Source organism: Polaribacter sp. Hel_I_88 (genome assembly GCF_000687935.1).
In the GTDB taxonomy this organism is placed as follows: domain Bacteria; phylum Bacteroidota; class Bacteroidia; order Flavobacteriales; family Flavobacteriaceae; genus Polaribacter.
Window position 1 is genome coordinate 67477 of record NZ_JHZZ01000001.1, and the last position, 13687, is coordinate 81163.

General features: G+C 29.8%; 13 protein-coding genes. 2 read left to right on the forward strand and 11 right to left on the reverse strand.

The genetic code is table 11. The annotated features are described in order from the left end of the window. Positions 1 to 2 precede the first annotated feature (2 nt). Positions 3 to 1595 (reverse strand): bacillithiol biosynthesis cysteine-adding enzyme BshC, encoded by a 1593-nt coding sequence (bshC, locus tag P161_RS0100300; protein ID WP_026775110.1) that lies wholly within the window; start codon positions 1593 to 1595, stop codon positions 3 to 5. A gap of 204 nt (positions 1596 to 1799) precedes the next feature. Between bshC and P161_RS0100305 the strand changes: the two genes are divergently transcribed. Next, complete coding sequence (locus P161_RS0100305) at positions 1800 to 4283, forward strand: M14 family metallopeptidase (protein WP_026775111.1); 2484 nt, start codon at positions 1800 to 1802, stop codon at positions 4281 to 4283. 186 nt (positions 4284 to 4469) lie between these two features. Here P161_RS0100305 and rimO read toward each other — a convergent pair whose 3' ends face one another. Together rimO and P161_RS0100315 are read right to left on the reverse strand one after the other, a co-directional pair. Further along, positions 4470 to 5822: a 30S ribosomal protein S12 methylthiotransferase RimO gene (rimO, locus tag P161_RS0100310; RefSeq protein ID WP_026775112.1), complete on the reverse strand. Its 1353-nt coding sequence runs from the start codon at positions 5820 to 5822 to the stop codon at positions 4470 to 4472. Between the two features lie 111 nt (positions 5823 to 5933). Next, positions 5934 to 7580 carry an amidase family protein gene (locus P161_RS0100315; protein ID WP_026775113.1) on the reverse strand — a complete coding sequence of 549 codons (1647 nt, stop codon included), beginning with the start codon at positions 7578 to 7580 and terminating at the stop codon, positions 5934 to 5936. Positions 7581 to 7667: 87 nt separating this feature from the next. On the opposite strand from P161_RS0100315, the gene P161_RS0100325 reads away from it, so the two are divergent. Continuing rightward, positions 7668 to 8744: a serine hydrolase gene (locus P161_RS0100325; RefSeq protein WP_026775114.1), complete on the forward strand. Its 1077-nt coding sequence runs from the start codon at positions 7668 to 7670 to the stop codon at positions 8742 to 8744. Between the two features lie 55 nt (positions 8745 to 8799). Here the strand turns inward: P161_RS0100325 and ftsY are convergent, their stop codons facing one another. From ftsY to P161_RS0100370, 8 genes are all read right to left on the reverse strand, one after another. Next, complete coding sequence (ftsY, locus tag P161_RS0100330) at positions 8800 to 9774, reverse strand: signal recognition particle-docking protein FtsY (RefSeq protein WP_026775115.1); 975 nt, start codon at positions 9772 to 9774, stop codon at positions 8800 to 8802. A 243-nt stretch (positions 9775 to 10017) separates the two neighbouring features. After that, positions 10018 to 10170 carry a DUF4295 domain-containing protein gene (locus tag P161_RS19260; protein ID WP_081816952.1) on the reverse strand — a complete coding sequence of 51 codons (153 nt, stop codon included), beginning with the start codon at positions 10168 to 10170 and terminating at the stop codon, positions 10018 to 10020. Between the two features lie 55 nt (positions 10171 to 10225). Beyond that, positions 10226 to 10408 carry a 50S ribosomal protein L33 gene (gene rpmG / locus P161_RS0100340; protein ID WP_026775116.1) on the reverse strand — a complete coding sequence of 61 codons (183 nt, stop codon included), beginning with the start codon at positions 10406 to 10408 and terminating at the stop codon, positions 10226 to 10228. A gap of 26 nt (positions 10409 to 10434) precedes the next feature. Beyond that, positions 10435 to 10674: a 50S ribosomal protein L28 gene (gene rpmB, locus P161_RS0100345; RefSeq protein ID WP_026775117.1), complete on the reverse strand. Its 240-nt coding sequence runs from the start codon at positions 10672 to 10674 to the stop codon at positions 10435 to 10437. 80 nt (positions 10675 to 10754) lie between these two features. Next, the gene (locus tag P161_RS0100350; protein ID WP_026775118.1) at positions 10755 to 11999 is read right to left on the reverse strand and encodes a competence/damage-inducible protein A; all 1245 of its coding nucleotides are present in this window, start codon (positions 11997 to 11999) and stop codon (positions 10755 to 10757) included. Positions 12000 to 12362: 363 nt separating this feature from the next. After that, positions 12363 to 12707: a hypothetical protein gene (locus P161_RS0100360; RefSeq protein WP_026775120.1), complete on the reverse strand. Its 345-nt coding sequence runs from the start codon at positions 12705 to 12707 to the stop codon at positions 12363 to 12365. 26 nt (positions 12708 to 12733) lie between these two features. Beyond that, positions 12734 to 13054, reverse strand: a complete 321-nt coding sequence (locus P161_RS0100365; RefSeq protein ID WP_155810393.1) for a hypothetical protein — start codon at positions 13052 to 13054, stop codon at positions 12734 to 12736. A gap of 15 nt (positions 13055 to 13069) precedes the next feature. Next, complete coding sequence (locus P161_RS0100370; RefSeq protein WP_026775122.1) at positions 13070 to 13678, reverse strand: fumarylacetoacetate hydrolase family protein; 609 nt, start codon at positions 13676 to 13678, stop codon at positions 13070 to 13072. Positions 13679 to 13687 lie beyond the last annotated feature (9 nt).

The window sequence follows — 13687 nt, forward strand, 5'->3', positions numbered from 1 at the left end:
AATTACATTTCTAAAATAGTAAACTCCAGCTCTAATGGTTTTAAAGCTTCTTTTAGGTTGATGATAAAATTACGACCATATTCTAAATAAAATTCAGAAAAATTTCTTTGACGTTCTTCTAAAGATTCATTTGGCAACAACTCATTTTGAATGATTGTAATTCTATCTACTAAGTCTTTTTGACGCTTTTTCTCGGCTTTTAACAACCGTTTTTCAAGATTTTCTAATCCCTTTATCTGTTTTCTTTCTTGAGCGTTTACAGCGTTTATAAAAGTAACATCCGTTTTTTCTGCAACTTTTTTTAAGTCTTTAAATTGATTTTTTAAAAACTCAATTTTATCACTAAAATCAGTTTCAATATCTGTATTTTCAATTACTTTTTTCGATAGCAATTCAAACTGATTTAAGAAAATCTCTTCTTTAGTAATGTTTAATTTTTCTAATTTACCAGCTTGTTTTTCTGATATAATTTGTACAGAATTTCTTAACAATAAAATAGGAAAAGGAACATCAACTTTATTAAAATAATCTTTTAGTTCTAACCAATATGCCATTTCTCCTCCTCCACCAATGTAACAAAGGTTGGGTAAAATAACTTCTTGAAACAAAGGTCTCATAATTACATTTGGCGAAAAAGCTAACGGATTTTCATCCACTTCTTTTAAAATTGCTGCCTTTGTAAAAGTGATTTCTGTATTATTTACCTTGTATAAATTGTCTTCAAAAATGATGCGTTCTCTATAATCATCACCTAAATAAAACAAATTAATTTCTCTAGGATTTACTTGAATTGGATAGTTTTTTTCAAGCGTTTCAATCGTTTTTGATACTTCTTTAAAAGAGGTTTCGTTTTCTAATTCGTCTTTAACAAAAGGCGTAAATAATTGTTTTAAACTTTTATCATCTCCATCAATAATTACCAAACCATATTCTTTGAACAATTCGTTGGCAATAAAACGAGTGGCATCTGCTAAATTATTATGTTTTAAATAGCCTTCAGAAAAAAGGCTTTTTAAATAATTCGCATTTTTAGAATTCCCTAAATGATTGGAAAACACTTCAAAAACTTCCTCCAAACCTTCTGTTGAAAACCTGCCAACTGCTCCACCATCTTTTCTGTTCCAAATAACCTTTTTACCATCAAAATTAAAATAATTTATCTCATCAAAATCATGATCTTCAGTAGCCATCCAATAAACAGGAACAAATTTTTCTTCTGGGAATTTTTCTGATAATTCTTCAGCTAAATTTATGGTAGAAATAATTTTATATAAAAAATATAAAGGCCCTGTAAATAAATTCAATTGATGACCAGTAGTAACTGTAAAGGTATTTTGTTGTTTTAAAAGCTCTATATTTTCATCTGTTTTTGCTGATGTTTCAAAACTTTTATACTGATTTTTTAAAGCATCAACCAACACTAATCGAGACTGTAAACGAAAAGATTTCTTCTTTTCTTCAAGCTGATTATGAAAGCCATTAATGTCTGGAAAATTATGATAAAATGAAGTTATATGTTCATTTTTCTCCAAATAATCGGCCATTGTTTTAGAGAAAAACCCTGTTTTTTGGAAAGGGATCTGTGTTATTTTCATAGATTAATAACACTTTTTTATGCAACAATCTGAATCTGAATTCGCGTTCATGTAGTTTGATTAATTTTCGATAAAAATACAACTATTTTAAGTGAACATAAAAAATGTAAATCAATCTAACATATTTTTAACTTGATCCTTTACTTCTCACCTTAAAGAATAAAATTTATTGCTTATTTTTGATGATTATCAAATAACTATTTTATGAAATTAAAAGCTATTTTACTTCTTTCTTTTTTAACAATCGGAACCATTTTTTCGCAAACAATTCAATCTCCATCAGAGTTTTTGGGTTACGAAATTGGTACTCGATTTACAAGACATCATAAAGTTGTCGATTATTTTGAATACGTTAGCAACACTTTAGCTAATGTACAACTGGAAAAATATGGTGAAACCAACGAAAATAGACCTTTGTATGTTTCCTATATTTCATCTGAAGAAAATATTAAAAATTTAGAGAATATTAGAAAAAATAATCTTGCTCAAACAGAAATTTTATCAGAAAATACAACGAATAAAACAGCGATTGTTTGGTTGAGTTACAATGTACATGGAAATGAAGCTTCAAGCACAGAAGCTTCTATGCTAACGCTTTACGATTTAGTTACTACAAAAAAAGCGTGGTTAGAAAACACTGTAGTAATTTTAGATCCGTGTATAAATCCTGATGGAAGAGACAGGTATGTAAATTGGTACAACCAAGTAAAAAGTACACCTTTTGATGTTACTCAAGATGCCAAAGAACACAATGAACCTTGGCCTGGAGGAAGACCAAACCATTATTTATTCGATTTAAATAGAGATTGGGCTTGGGCAACACAAGTAGAAAGCCAGCAAAGAATTAAAATTTACAATAAATGGATGCCACACATTCATGTAGATTTCCACGAACAATATATTAACAATCCTTATTATTTTGCACCAGCTGCAGAACCTTTTCATGAGATTATTACAGATTGGCAACGAGATTTTCAGACTGCAATTGGTAAAAATCATGCAAAATATTTCGATAAAGAAGGTTGGTTATATTTTACCAAAGAAAGTTTCGATTTGTTGTATCCAAGTTATGGAGACACATACCCGACTTTTATGGGCGCTATTGGAATGACGTATGAACAAGCAGGTCATGGAATGGCTGGTCTAGGAATTAATACAAATGAAGGTGAAGTTTTAACGTTAAAAGATAGAGCAATTCATCATAAAACTACAGGCTTATCCACGGTTGAAATTGCGTCTCAAAATGCGGAAAAATTAAATACTGAATTTAAAAAATTCTTTGATAATACTAATTTAGCATATAAAAGTTTCGTCTTAAAAAATGAAAATCAAGATAAAACGAATCGTCTTAAAAAATTATTAGATACGCATGAAATTAAGTATGAGTATGCAACAAATGGATCTGTAAAAGGCTACAATTTCAGCAATCAAAATGATGAAAAATTCACAACTTCTGAAGGGGATTTAGTGATTCATACCAACCAACCAAAAGGGAAAATGGTGAATGTTTTATTTGAACCTTCTGCAAAATTAGCAGATTCATTAACCTATGATATTACTGCTTGGTCATTGCCTTATGCTCATGGTTTTAAAGCTGTAGCTAGTAAAAGCAAGGTAAGTTCATCAACGAATGCAACAATAAAAAGCGTAACAAATACTGTTGATAAAAATGCGTATGCGTACATTTCTAAATGGAATAGTCTTGAAGATGCTACTTTTTTAGGCGAATTACTAAAAAATAATATTGTGCCTCGTTTTTCAGAAAAACCATTTTCTACAAACGGAAAATCTTTTGAAAGAGGAACTTTGATCATTTTAAGAAATGATAACAGAAACCAAGATTTTGATTTAACTATCGTAAAAATTGCAAATCAAAACAACCGTCAATTAATAACAACTTCTACTGGTTTTTCTGATGCTGGTGTAGATTTTGGTTCATCTGCAGTAAAACCAATCAACAAACAAAAGGTTGCCTTACTTTCTGGTGAAGGAACTTCTTCCTTAAGTTTTGGAGAAATCTGGCACTTCTTTGAAACTGAATTACAATATCCATTAACCATTTTAGATTCAGATTATTTTAGCCGTGTAAATTTTTCTAATTATGATGTAATCATTTTACCAAATGGATATTATAGTCGTGTTTTAAACAAAAACACATTAGATAAATTATCGACTTTTGTAAGTTCTGGAGGAACTTTAATTGCCATTGGAAGCGCTTTAAATAGTTTTGCTGATAAAAATGGTTTTGCCTTAACAACAAAAAAATCTGATGACAAAGATGACAAATCGCCAAACTTAACTCCTTATGCAGAACAGGAAAGAGAACGTGTAAAAAACTTGATTACAGGTGCAATCTTTAAAAGTAAAGTAGACAATACACATCCTTTAGGTTTTGGTTATTCAGATGAATATTTTTCTTTAAAACTAGGTGGAACTTCTTATAATTATTTAAGTGAAGGTGTAAATGTTGCTTATTTTGACGAAAATTCTAAAAATATTTCTGGTTATGCAGGCAGTAAAGCTGTAAAAAATATCCCAGAATCTTTATTGTTTGGTGAGGAACAAAAAGGAAGAGGAAGTATTATTTATATGGTAGACAATCCATTATTCCGTTCTTTTTGGGAGAATGGAAAGCTATTTTTGGCAAATGCAGTTTTTCTTTTAAATTCAGATAACTTGAATAAATAAATTTAATTAATTTCCTGCAAGGTCTTTTTTTTGACCTTGTAGGTATTTATTTACAACCAATAATCGCAAAGTTTATAATGCTGTAAGCATTTCAAATAAGAGTAAGCTAACCATAAAAGATTATTTCAGAATAACAAACTGAAAGCAAAATGACAAACTGTATAGGAATTTCAAAAAAATCTATAATTATTTTTTCTTTTGATGCATAGGAACTGGCTTATCTAATTTCTTAACAGGAGTTCCATACAAATCGTAATCGCCAGCTTCGTAAATTTTAACATCAATAAATTCACCTATTTTAATATAATGTTGTTTAGCATCAACTAAAACATCATTATCCACATCTGGTGAATCAGATTCTGTACGTCCGTAAAAATATTCACCATCTTTTCTATCAAACAAACATTTAAATGTTTTCCCTATTTTTTGTTGATTCAATTCCCAAGAAATTTGAGACTGAACTTCCATAATTTCATTCACTCTTTTGAATTTTACTTCAGCAGGTACATCGTCTTCTAAAACATATGCTCCTGTGTTTTCTTCATGAGAATATTCAAAAGCACCTAATCTTTCAAAACGCATCTCCTCTACCCAATCTTTCAGCTCTTGAAACATTGCTTCTGTTTCTCCTGGATACCCCACAATTAGCGTAGTTCTAATTGCCATTTCTGGCACAGCTTCTCTAAATTTATGAATTAAAGCAGTCGTTTTTTCATGTGTTGTTCCTCTTTTCATCGACTTTAACAACTCTGTGTTAATGTGTTGTAAAGGAATATCTAAGTAATTACAGACTTTTGGCTCACGTTTCATCACCTCTAAAACATCCATAGGAAAACCTGTAGGAAACGCATAATGCATTCTAATCCATTCAATTCCCTCTACTTTTGCCAAGGCTTCTAATAATTGTGCTAATGCTCTTTTTTTGTAGATATCTAAACCATAATAGGTTAAATCTTGGGCAATTAGCATAATTTCTTTGATGCCTTTTTCTGCTAATTTTGTTGCTTCTGTAACAATATCTTCAATAGGCGTAGACCTGTGTTTTCCTCTCATTAAAGGAATTGCACAAAAAGAACAAGGTCTATCACAACCTTCTGCAATTTTTAAATATGCATAATGTTTTGGAGTAGTTGTTAAACGTTCTCCAATTAATTCGTGCTTATAATCTGCCTCTAATACTTTTAATAAATTAGGTAAATCGTGTGTCCCAAAATACTGATCTACGTTAGGAATTTCCGCTTCTAAATCTGGTTTGTAACGTTCGCTTAAACATCCAGACACAAAAACTTTATCAATTTCTCCAGCTTCTTTTCTCTGAGCATAGTGCAAAATAGTATCAATAGATTCCTCTTTTGCTTTCCCAATAAAGCCACATGTATTAATCACGACAATATTTCCATCATCATTTTCATCTTCGTGCACTACATTTTTTCCGTTGGCTTTCAATTGCCCCATTAAAACCTCACTATCGTAAATGTTTTTTGAGCACCCTAAAGTTACAACGTTAATTTTATTTTGTTTGATGGTTTTTGTACGCATATTTTTAACTTTATGCTTAAGCCATAAGCTTTTAGCAGGAACTATTTTTAAACTTTCTTAAATTTTAAAACGAGTGCAAAAATAGGCATTTTCTAAGGATTGTTATTATATCTATTGATAATTTCTAGGCATTTTTCGAACTCTGGTTAATTGTTCAAAAATATAGCCAATTTCTAACAATCTTCGTTCGGAAAAAGGAACTCCAACAAACGTTAAACTTACAGGTTCTCCAGATTTTTTATAACCCATAGGCACTGTTAATGTTGGGTGAAAAGAAACTGCTGCGATTCCTGAATGATAATTATTAATCGATAAAATTGCATCTAAATTTTCGTCTTTTAAGGCTTGTAAATATTTTTCTGCTTCAGCTTTTAGATTTGCTTTTATGACTGCTAATTCTTTTAATGTAGTTTCGTCTTTTACAATACCCTCAAATAATTGTTGCCCATAAGGAGCTCTAATTAAAGAATCTTTTTTATTGAATTCAACTACATCCTTTACATTTTTTACAAAGATCGATTTATCTGCATTGTTTTTTAAATAACTTGGTAAATCATATTTCATATCAATATTTAACAGCGTTACAAAACCATCAAAAGAGATTTCTGGAGGCGTAATTTCTATAATTTCTGCACCAACTTGTTTTAATTTATCAACAGTTAAAGCATAAATAGAATCTGTTAAAAGAGAACTCAAAACACCTAATTTTATACCCTCTAATTCTTTTTGAAATCCATTTTGAAAATAATCTTCTTCTAATTTTAGAGACGCTTTATCATTTTTATCATAACCCAACATGGCATTCATAAAAATTGCATTGTCAATTACATTTTTTGTCATTGGCCCAGGTGTATCTAAAGTTGATGATATTGGCACAATGCCACTTCTACTCAACACACCAATTGTTGGTTTTAAACCCACTACAGAATTTTGACTTGAAGGTGAAGTAATAGAACCAGAAGTTTCTGTACCCACTGCAACTACAGCAAAATTGGCTGCAACTGCTACTCCACTTCCTGCAGAACTTCCTCCTGTTTCAAACTCAGCTCTTCCATAAGGATTTAAGGTTTGTCCACCAATGGCAGAATAGCCTAAAGGACAGCCAGAACAGAAAAAATATGCCCATTCACTCAAGTTTACTTTTCCTAAAATCAAAGCACCATTTTCTCTTAATTTTTCTACGATAAATGCGTCACTTTTGGTATAATTTCTTTGCAATGCAACTGCACCTGCAGTTGTTGGCATTTCTTTAGTATTGATATTGTCTTTTAATAAAACTGGCATTCCATACATGGAAAATTCAGAAATATTTTCCTTGTTTTGATCTTTTTCTCTAGCTTCTTGTAAAACATTTGGATTTAAAGAAATGATGCTATTTAAAGATAAAGTAGAATCGCTTTCAAATTTTCTGATTCTATATAAATAAAACAATGTTAGTTTTTCATACGATAACTTTCCTTCTTGTACACTTTTTTGAATTGTTGGGATGTCTTGCTCTAAAATTAAAGGTTTTAAATCTTCATAAGTATCTTCTGAAAATTGAGCCAAGTCTGTATTAAAAGGTTTAAAAACTTCATTCATATCTAAGGTTTTAGATTGAAAAAGTTTGAATTGCATTCTCTTTTTTTCGTGATTTTGTTGAGCTGCTAATTGCTCAGTTTCATCATAATTTTTAAAATAAACGATTTCTTTTTCTTGTTTCTTTTCACAAGAAGAAATTAAAAGGATTGAAAAGATGATAAAAAATATTTTTTTCATGATATTTGGTTTGATACTCAAAGATAGCATTTTAAACCTTCAAGAAAAAAAAGCGTCTTATTACAAATCTGTTTTTTTATGAACTTTATTAAAAATGGTATTTTAACAATCGGTTTTTCTTTATTATTCATTTTCTGTTCTAAAGATGATGAAATAAAAAATAGTGTAATTGATTCTTCTGCTAACGAAATTTATTTTCCTAAAATAAATGCTGATGTTTGGGAAACTAAAGCAGTTTCTGAATTAAATTGGAATGAAGATAAGCTAACTCCTTTATTCAATTTTCTAGAAGAAAAAAACACCAAAAGTTTTATCATTTTACACAGAGGTAAAATTGTTATTGAAAAATATTTTGATCATCATACTTCATCTTCTCTTTGGTATTGGGCAAGTGCAGGCAAAACACTAACCTCAACTTTAGCTGGAATTGCACAAGATGAAAGTTTCATAAATATCGATCAAAAAGTTTCAAATTATTTAGGCGAAAATTGGACAAGTATTTCATTAGCAAAAGAAAACCTAATTACTTGTAAAAATCTATTATCTATGACTTCTGGTTTAGATGATAGTTTAGGTGAGAATATTTCTCCTCAAAATTTAAAATATGTTGCTGATGCTAATGAAAGATGGGCTTACCATAATGTGTATGCTAAAATGCAAGATGTAATTGCAAACGCTGCAAAAACAGATTTTACAACCTATTTTAATGATAAACTAAAAAATAAAATAGGAATGAATGGGGTTTGGAGAAATATAGGAGATTTAAATGTTTATTGGAGTAATAGCAGAAGTATGGCTCGTTTTGGATTGCTAATTGCTGCCAAAGGAAAATGGGAAGACACACAAATTGTATCAGAAAATTTTATTACAGAAGCTACTTCAACTTCTCAAAACATCAATAAATCATATGGATATTTATGGTGGCTAAATGGCAAAGAAAGTTATCATTTACCACAATCGCAAAATGAATTTATGGGACAATTAATTCCTAATGCTCCAAAAGATATGTTTTGTGCTTTGGGTAAAAATGACCAAAAAATTTATATTGTACCCAGTAAAGATTTGGTAATTGTAAGAATGGGAGAAGCTGCAAATGATGATAATTTTGCTTTATCTTCTTTTAATAATGATTTATGGATAAGAATTAATGCTTTGATTGATTAAAATTTTACTTTTAATAATTAGCATTTTGTAAATATAGAATTTATCGAAATCTTCACTACTTAAAAAAACTATCTACAAACTCAACTTTATTAAACACCTGTAAATCGTCTATACCTTCTCCTACTCCAATATATTTTACAGGAATTTTAAATTGATCTGAAATACCAATCACAACACCACCTTTTGCTGTTCCATCTAATTTTGTAACTGCCAAAGAAGTAACTTCGGTTGCTAACGTAAATTGTTTTGCTTGTTCAAAAGCATTCTGACCTGTAGAACCATCTAAAACTAGTAAAACATCGTGAGGAGAATTCGCCACAACTTTTTGCATTACGCGTTTAATTTTAGTCAACTCATTCATTAAATTAACCTTATTGTGTAAACGACCAGCTGTATCTATAATTACAACATCTGCATCTTGTTTTACTGCTGATGTTAACGTATCAAAAGCAACAGAAGCTGGATCAGAACCCATTTCTTGTCGAATAATTGGCACACCTGTTCTGTCTGCCCAAACTTGTAATTGATCTATTGCTGCTGCTCTAAACGTATCTGCTGCTCCTAAAACAACTTTAAATCCTTGTTTTTTAAACTGACTAGCTAACTTACCAATTGTAGTTGTTTTACCAACACCATTTACGCCAACAACCATTAAAACATAAGGCGTTTTTTTACCTTCCGCTGTTTTTGGTAACGTCGGAATTGTAAATTCAGTGGCATTTCCTTTATTCGTTTCTGATAATAAACCAGCAATTTCTTCGCGAAGAATAGTGTTTAACTCATCTGTACCAACATATTTATCTTTAGCAACTCGCTCTTCGATTCTTGTGATAATTTTTAAAGTTGTGTTGACACCAACATCAGATGCTACTAAAACCTCTTCTAAATTATCTAAAACATCGTCATCTACTTTCGATTTTCCTGCAACAGCTTTTGATAATTTACCAAAAAAACTTTCTTTAGATTTCTCTAAACCTTTATCTAATGTTTCCTTTTTTTCTTTCGAAAATATATTTTTGAAAAAACTCATTTTTTTATTTTTATACTATAAAGCAATACGTTAAAAAACGTGCCAATAGTTAGGTTTGGTCAAATTGTCATTAAAGTTGCCTGCGTTAGGGATTGAAACGACATCCTTTTTTGTTTTTCTCAAAAAAGATATAGTGTAAAGCCCGACCTTTAGGGAACGCCCAAAAATACGCAATTATAAGGCACAAAAAAAACTACTTCCTAAATTTAGAAAGTAGTTTGTATATTTTGTAAGATTTTTGTCTTATTTGTCTGCTAAAAATGCATCTACGTTTGCAGGATCTATAATAGTTTCTACAAATGTATAAGCTCCAGATTTTGGAGATTTTACCATTTTTATTGCTTTACTTAATCTTTTAGAAGAAGTCTGTAAAGATGCTACTGTCTTTTTTGCCATTGTATGAATGTTTTAAAATCTATGTGCTCAACTAATTGAGTTCTAGATAGTATAATTATTTAATTTCTTTATGAACAGTCATTTTCTTTAAGATAGGATTGAATTTTTTAATTTCCATTCTATCTGGAGTGTTCTTTTTGTTCTTAGTAGTAATATATCTAGAAGTACCTCTTTCTCCAGAAGCTTTATGCTCTGTACATTCTAAGATTACCTGAACTCTGTTTCCTTTTTTTGCCATCTGTATATGATTTTATGAGCTTAAACTTATTTAGTTAAAAATCCGTTTGCTCTAGCTTCTTTAATTACTGCAGAAACTCCTAATTTATTAATGTTTTTTAAAGCAGATGCAGATACTTTTAAAGTAATCCATTTATCTTCTTCTGGAATATAAAAACGCTTGGTCATTAAATTAGCGTCAAATGTTCTTTTTGTTCTATTTAATGCTTTAGAAACATTGTTTCCAACCATTGCTTTTTTCCCTGTTAATTCACAAACTCTAGACATCTTCTTACAGTTATTTTAGTGTTATCTCTAAACGAGGTGCAAATCTACAAATAAATCTAATTCTGAACAAAACAAATTTATTAATTTTTTAATATTTCTTTTAATAATAACTCTAAAGACTTATTTACAGTTTTATCGATAACTCTTCCTCTTGGTTTCCCAAAGTTAAATTCTTCTACAAAAACATCAAAATCTGTTGCTATGGCTATAAATACAACTCCAACACTTTTATCTGTATCGTCTGTTGATGGTCCAGCATTTCCTGTAACTGCAATTGCATAATCTGTTTTCAATTTTTCTTTAGCTCCTTTTGCCATTTCTATAGCTACTTCTTTGCTAACTACAGAGTGTTTTTTGATGGTTTTTACTGAAACTCCCAACAAATTAATTTTTGTTTCTGCAGAATATGGAATAATGCTTCCTTTATAATAGGCTGATGAACCTGCAACCGAAACTAATGTTGCTGCAATTTTTCCTCCAGTTAAACTTTCTGCTGTACAAATTGTTTTTCCTTCTTTTTTTAAAAAGATGCCAATTTTGTCTTCTATTTTTCCTCCCTCGTCAAAACCAGAAATGATGTCTGGAATTAGTTGATACAGTTCATCAATTTGTTCTTGAAGTGTATCTTCTAATAACTTTTTATTGTTTCCTTTGGCTGATAAACGCAAACGAACTCTGCCAAAATTGGGCAAATACGCTAACTTTACAAAAGCTGGCAAATTATTTTCAAAATCCTCAATTCTTTCTGCAACCACACTTTCTCCTTGTCCATAAGTAATCAAAGTTTTATGGATAATAAATGGCAATTGAAACTCTTTCCTTATTTTTGGTAAAACTTCATTTTTCATTAAACCTTTCATTTCTTCAGGAACTCCTGGTAATGAAACAAAAACAGTATTATTTTCATTAAACCACATACCTGGAGCTGTGCCATATTCATTTTTTAAATAGGTTGCTTTTGTAGGAATCATTCCCTGCAATCTATTTAGCTCGCCAAAAGGAATGTTATATTTTGCAAATAAGGTTTTAATATGATGCACAACTTCTTCATTTAATACTAAGGTGTCATTAAAATACTCAGCAATTGTGTGTTTTGTAATATCGTCTTTTGTGGGTCCTAAACCTCCAGTAATAATCACAATATCTACTCTTTGTTGTGCCTCTTCTAGCGCATTTAAAATATGTTGCTTATCATCTTGAATAGAAGAAATCTGATACACAGAAACTCCAATTTTATTTAATTCTGTTCCTATCCACTGTGAGTTTGTATCTACGATTTGCCCGATTAAAATTTCGTCTCCAATAGTTATAATTTCTGCTTTCATTCTTTACCTATATCATTTATATCTTGATAATCTGTATTGTTTTTTTGTAATCTTTTTCGCAAAAAAACGAAAAGTATATATGGAATAATAACACTTAATAAAATTGATAAATTTCTATTGTCTTGAAAATCTTGGTGAATTTCGAAATCAGTAATAAATCCATAAATTAAAAGGTACAAAAATCGAATTGCTAAAGATGTGAAAAATCCCACACAAAAATAAAAGATTTTGTTTTTATGAAATCTTTTAGCCAAATATGTAAAACAACCACCAATAAATATGGATGCAATTATTTGTATTGTAAAATTTATCAAATCTTTTTATTCTAATATTAAATAATTTAGTACTGTGTAATCACTAAAATTAAGTACTTATTTGGTCTGAAGGTTTTCCTATTTCGTCAATTAACTTATTTGTGTTTGGTATTTCTTTTTGCCAAGTCTTTTTTAAATAATTATACAAGAAGTAACATGTTAAAAGACCAAAAGGCATAGCTATTACACCTAATAAAAAATCGCTTATAGAATCATCAGAATACTCGTTAGAAAAAGCATCAATTAAAAATAGAATAATTACTCCAAATAAAAGACTTCCAACATAATAAACTACTATGCCCAAAATTGCAAAAACCCATTTGCTTTTATCATATTCCTCTGCTAATTTGTAGAAATATTTTCCAATCCAATACAGTAATATTAATCCTAACATAGTTTTTCAATTTTTAAATTTTATTTTTATACTTTCCCAATATCACTGATTTTAGAATCTTTAATTAATTTTTTAAATTTTCTTTCTAAGAATTTATAATAAATTCCAGATATTAGTAAAGCAAGAGGTATTATGAAACATCCCATAACAATTTCATTCGAAAAAGATAACTTATCAAAAGCAAATGAAAAAAGAGATACTGAAATCACATATAAAAAATAATAGCTTAATAAAAAAGACAATAACCCCAATATTGAATATAAAAATAAATATTTATTATATTTTTTCGCTAAGCTGAAAAACATTCTAATTACAAAAAGACAAAAAATAATTGATATTGGATTCAATTCAGTTCTAGTTTTTTACTTTACTCTTATATTAAATGCTTCTTTGCCTTCAATGATTCCTTTTAAATTGTCGTTTTCTACAACTTTACCAACACCTGCAGGAGTTCCTGTAAAAATGATATCTCCTTTTTTTAAGGTGAAATATTGAGATACATAAGCAATCAACTCGTCAGTTTTCCACAACATTGCATTTGTGTTTCCATCTTGTACCAGTTCATCATTCTTAAACAATTGGAATTTTAAATTGTCTAAATCAAAGTTATCCTTTGGATAAAATTCGCCAACAACTGCACTGCCATCAAAAGCTTTTGCTTTTTCCCAAGGCAAACCTTTTTCTTTGCACTGTTGTTGTACATCTCTTGCTGTAAAATCGATTCCCAAACCAATTTCGTCATAATATTTATGCGCAAACTTGGCATCAATATGTTTACCAACTTTATTTATTTTTATCAACACCTCTACTTCATAATGCACATCATCAGAAAAAGGTGGAATAAAAAATGGATTTTTCCTCGGTAAAATTGCAGAATCTGGTTTTAGAAAAACAACAGGGTTTTCTGGTTTTTCGTTTGCTAATTCCTCAATATGTTTTGCGTAATTGCGCCCAATACAAATTATTTTCATTCCCATCTT

Excerpts from the sequence above, each read along its gene's own strand:
- bshC (WP_026775110.1), bottom strand. The coding sequence starts at position 1,595 with ATGAAAATAACACAGATCCCTTTCCAAAAAACAGGGTTTTTCTCTAAA.
- P161_RS0100305 (WP_026775111.1), top strand. The coding sequence starts at position 1,800 with ATGAAATTAAAAGCTATTTTACTTCTTTCTTTTTTAACAATCGGAACC.
- rimO (WP_026775112.1), bottom strand. The coding sequence starts at position 5,822 with ATGCGTACAAAAACCATCAAACAAAATAAAATTAACGTTGTAACTTTA.
- P161_RS0100315 (WP_026775113.1), bottom strand. The coding sequence starts at position 7,580 with ATGAAAAAAATATTTTTTATCATCTTTTCAATCCTTTTAATTTCTTCT.
- ftsY (WP_026775115.1), bottom strand. The coding sequence starts at position 9,774 with ATGAGTTTTTTCAAAAATATATTTTCGAAAGAAAAAAAGGAAACATTA.
- P161_RS19260 (WP_081816952.1), bottom strand. The coding sequence starts at position 10,170 with ATGGCAAAAAAGACAGTAGCATCTTTACAGACTTCTTCTAAAAGATTA.
- rpmG (WP_026775116.1), bottom strand. The coding sequence starts at position 10,408 with ATGGCAAAAAAAGGAAACAGAGTTCAGGTAATCTTAGAATGTACAGAG.
- rpmB (WP_026775117.1), bottom strand. The coding sequence starts at position 10,674 with ATGTCTAGAGTTTGTGAATTAACAGGGAAAAAAGCAATGGTTGGAAAC.
- P161_RS0100350 (WP_026775118.1), bottom strand. The coding sequence starts at position 11,999 with ATGAAAGCAGAAATTATAACTATTGGAGACGAAATTTTAATCGGGCAA.
- P161_RS0100360 (WP_026775120.1), bottom strand. The coding sequence starts at position 12,707 with ATGTTAGGATTAATATTACTGTATTGGATTGGAAAATATTTCTACAAA.
- P161_RS0100370 (WP_026775122.1), bottom strand. The coding sequence starts at position 13,678 with ATGAAAATAATTTGTATTGGGCGCAATTACGCAAAACATATTGAGGAA.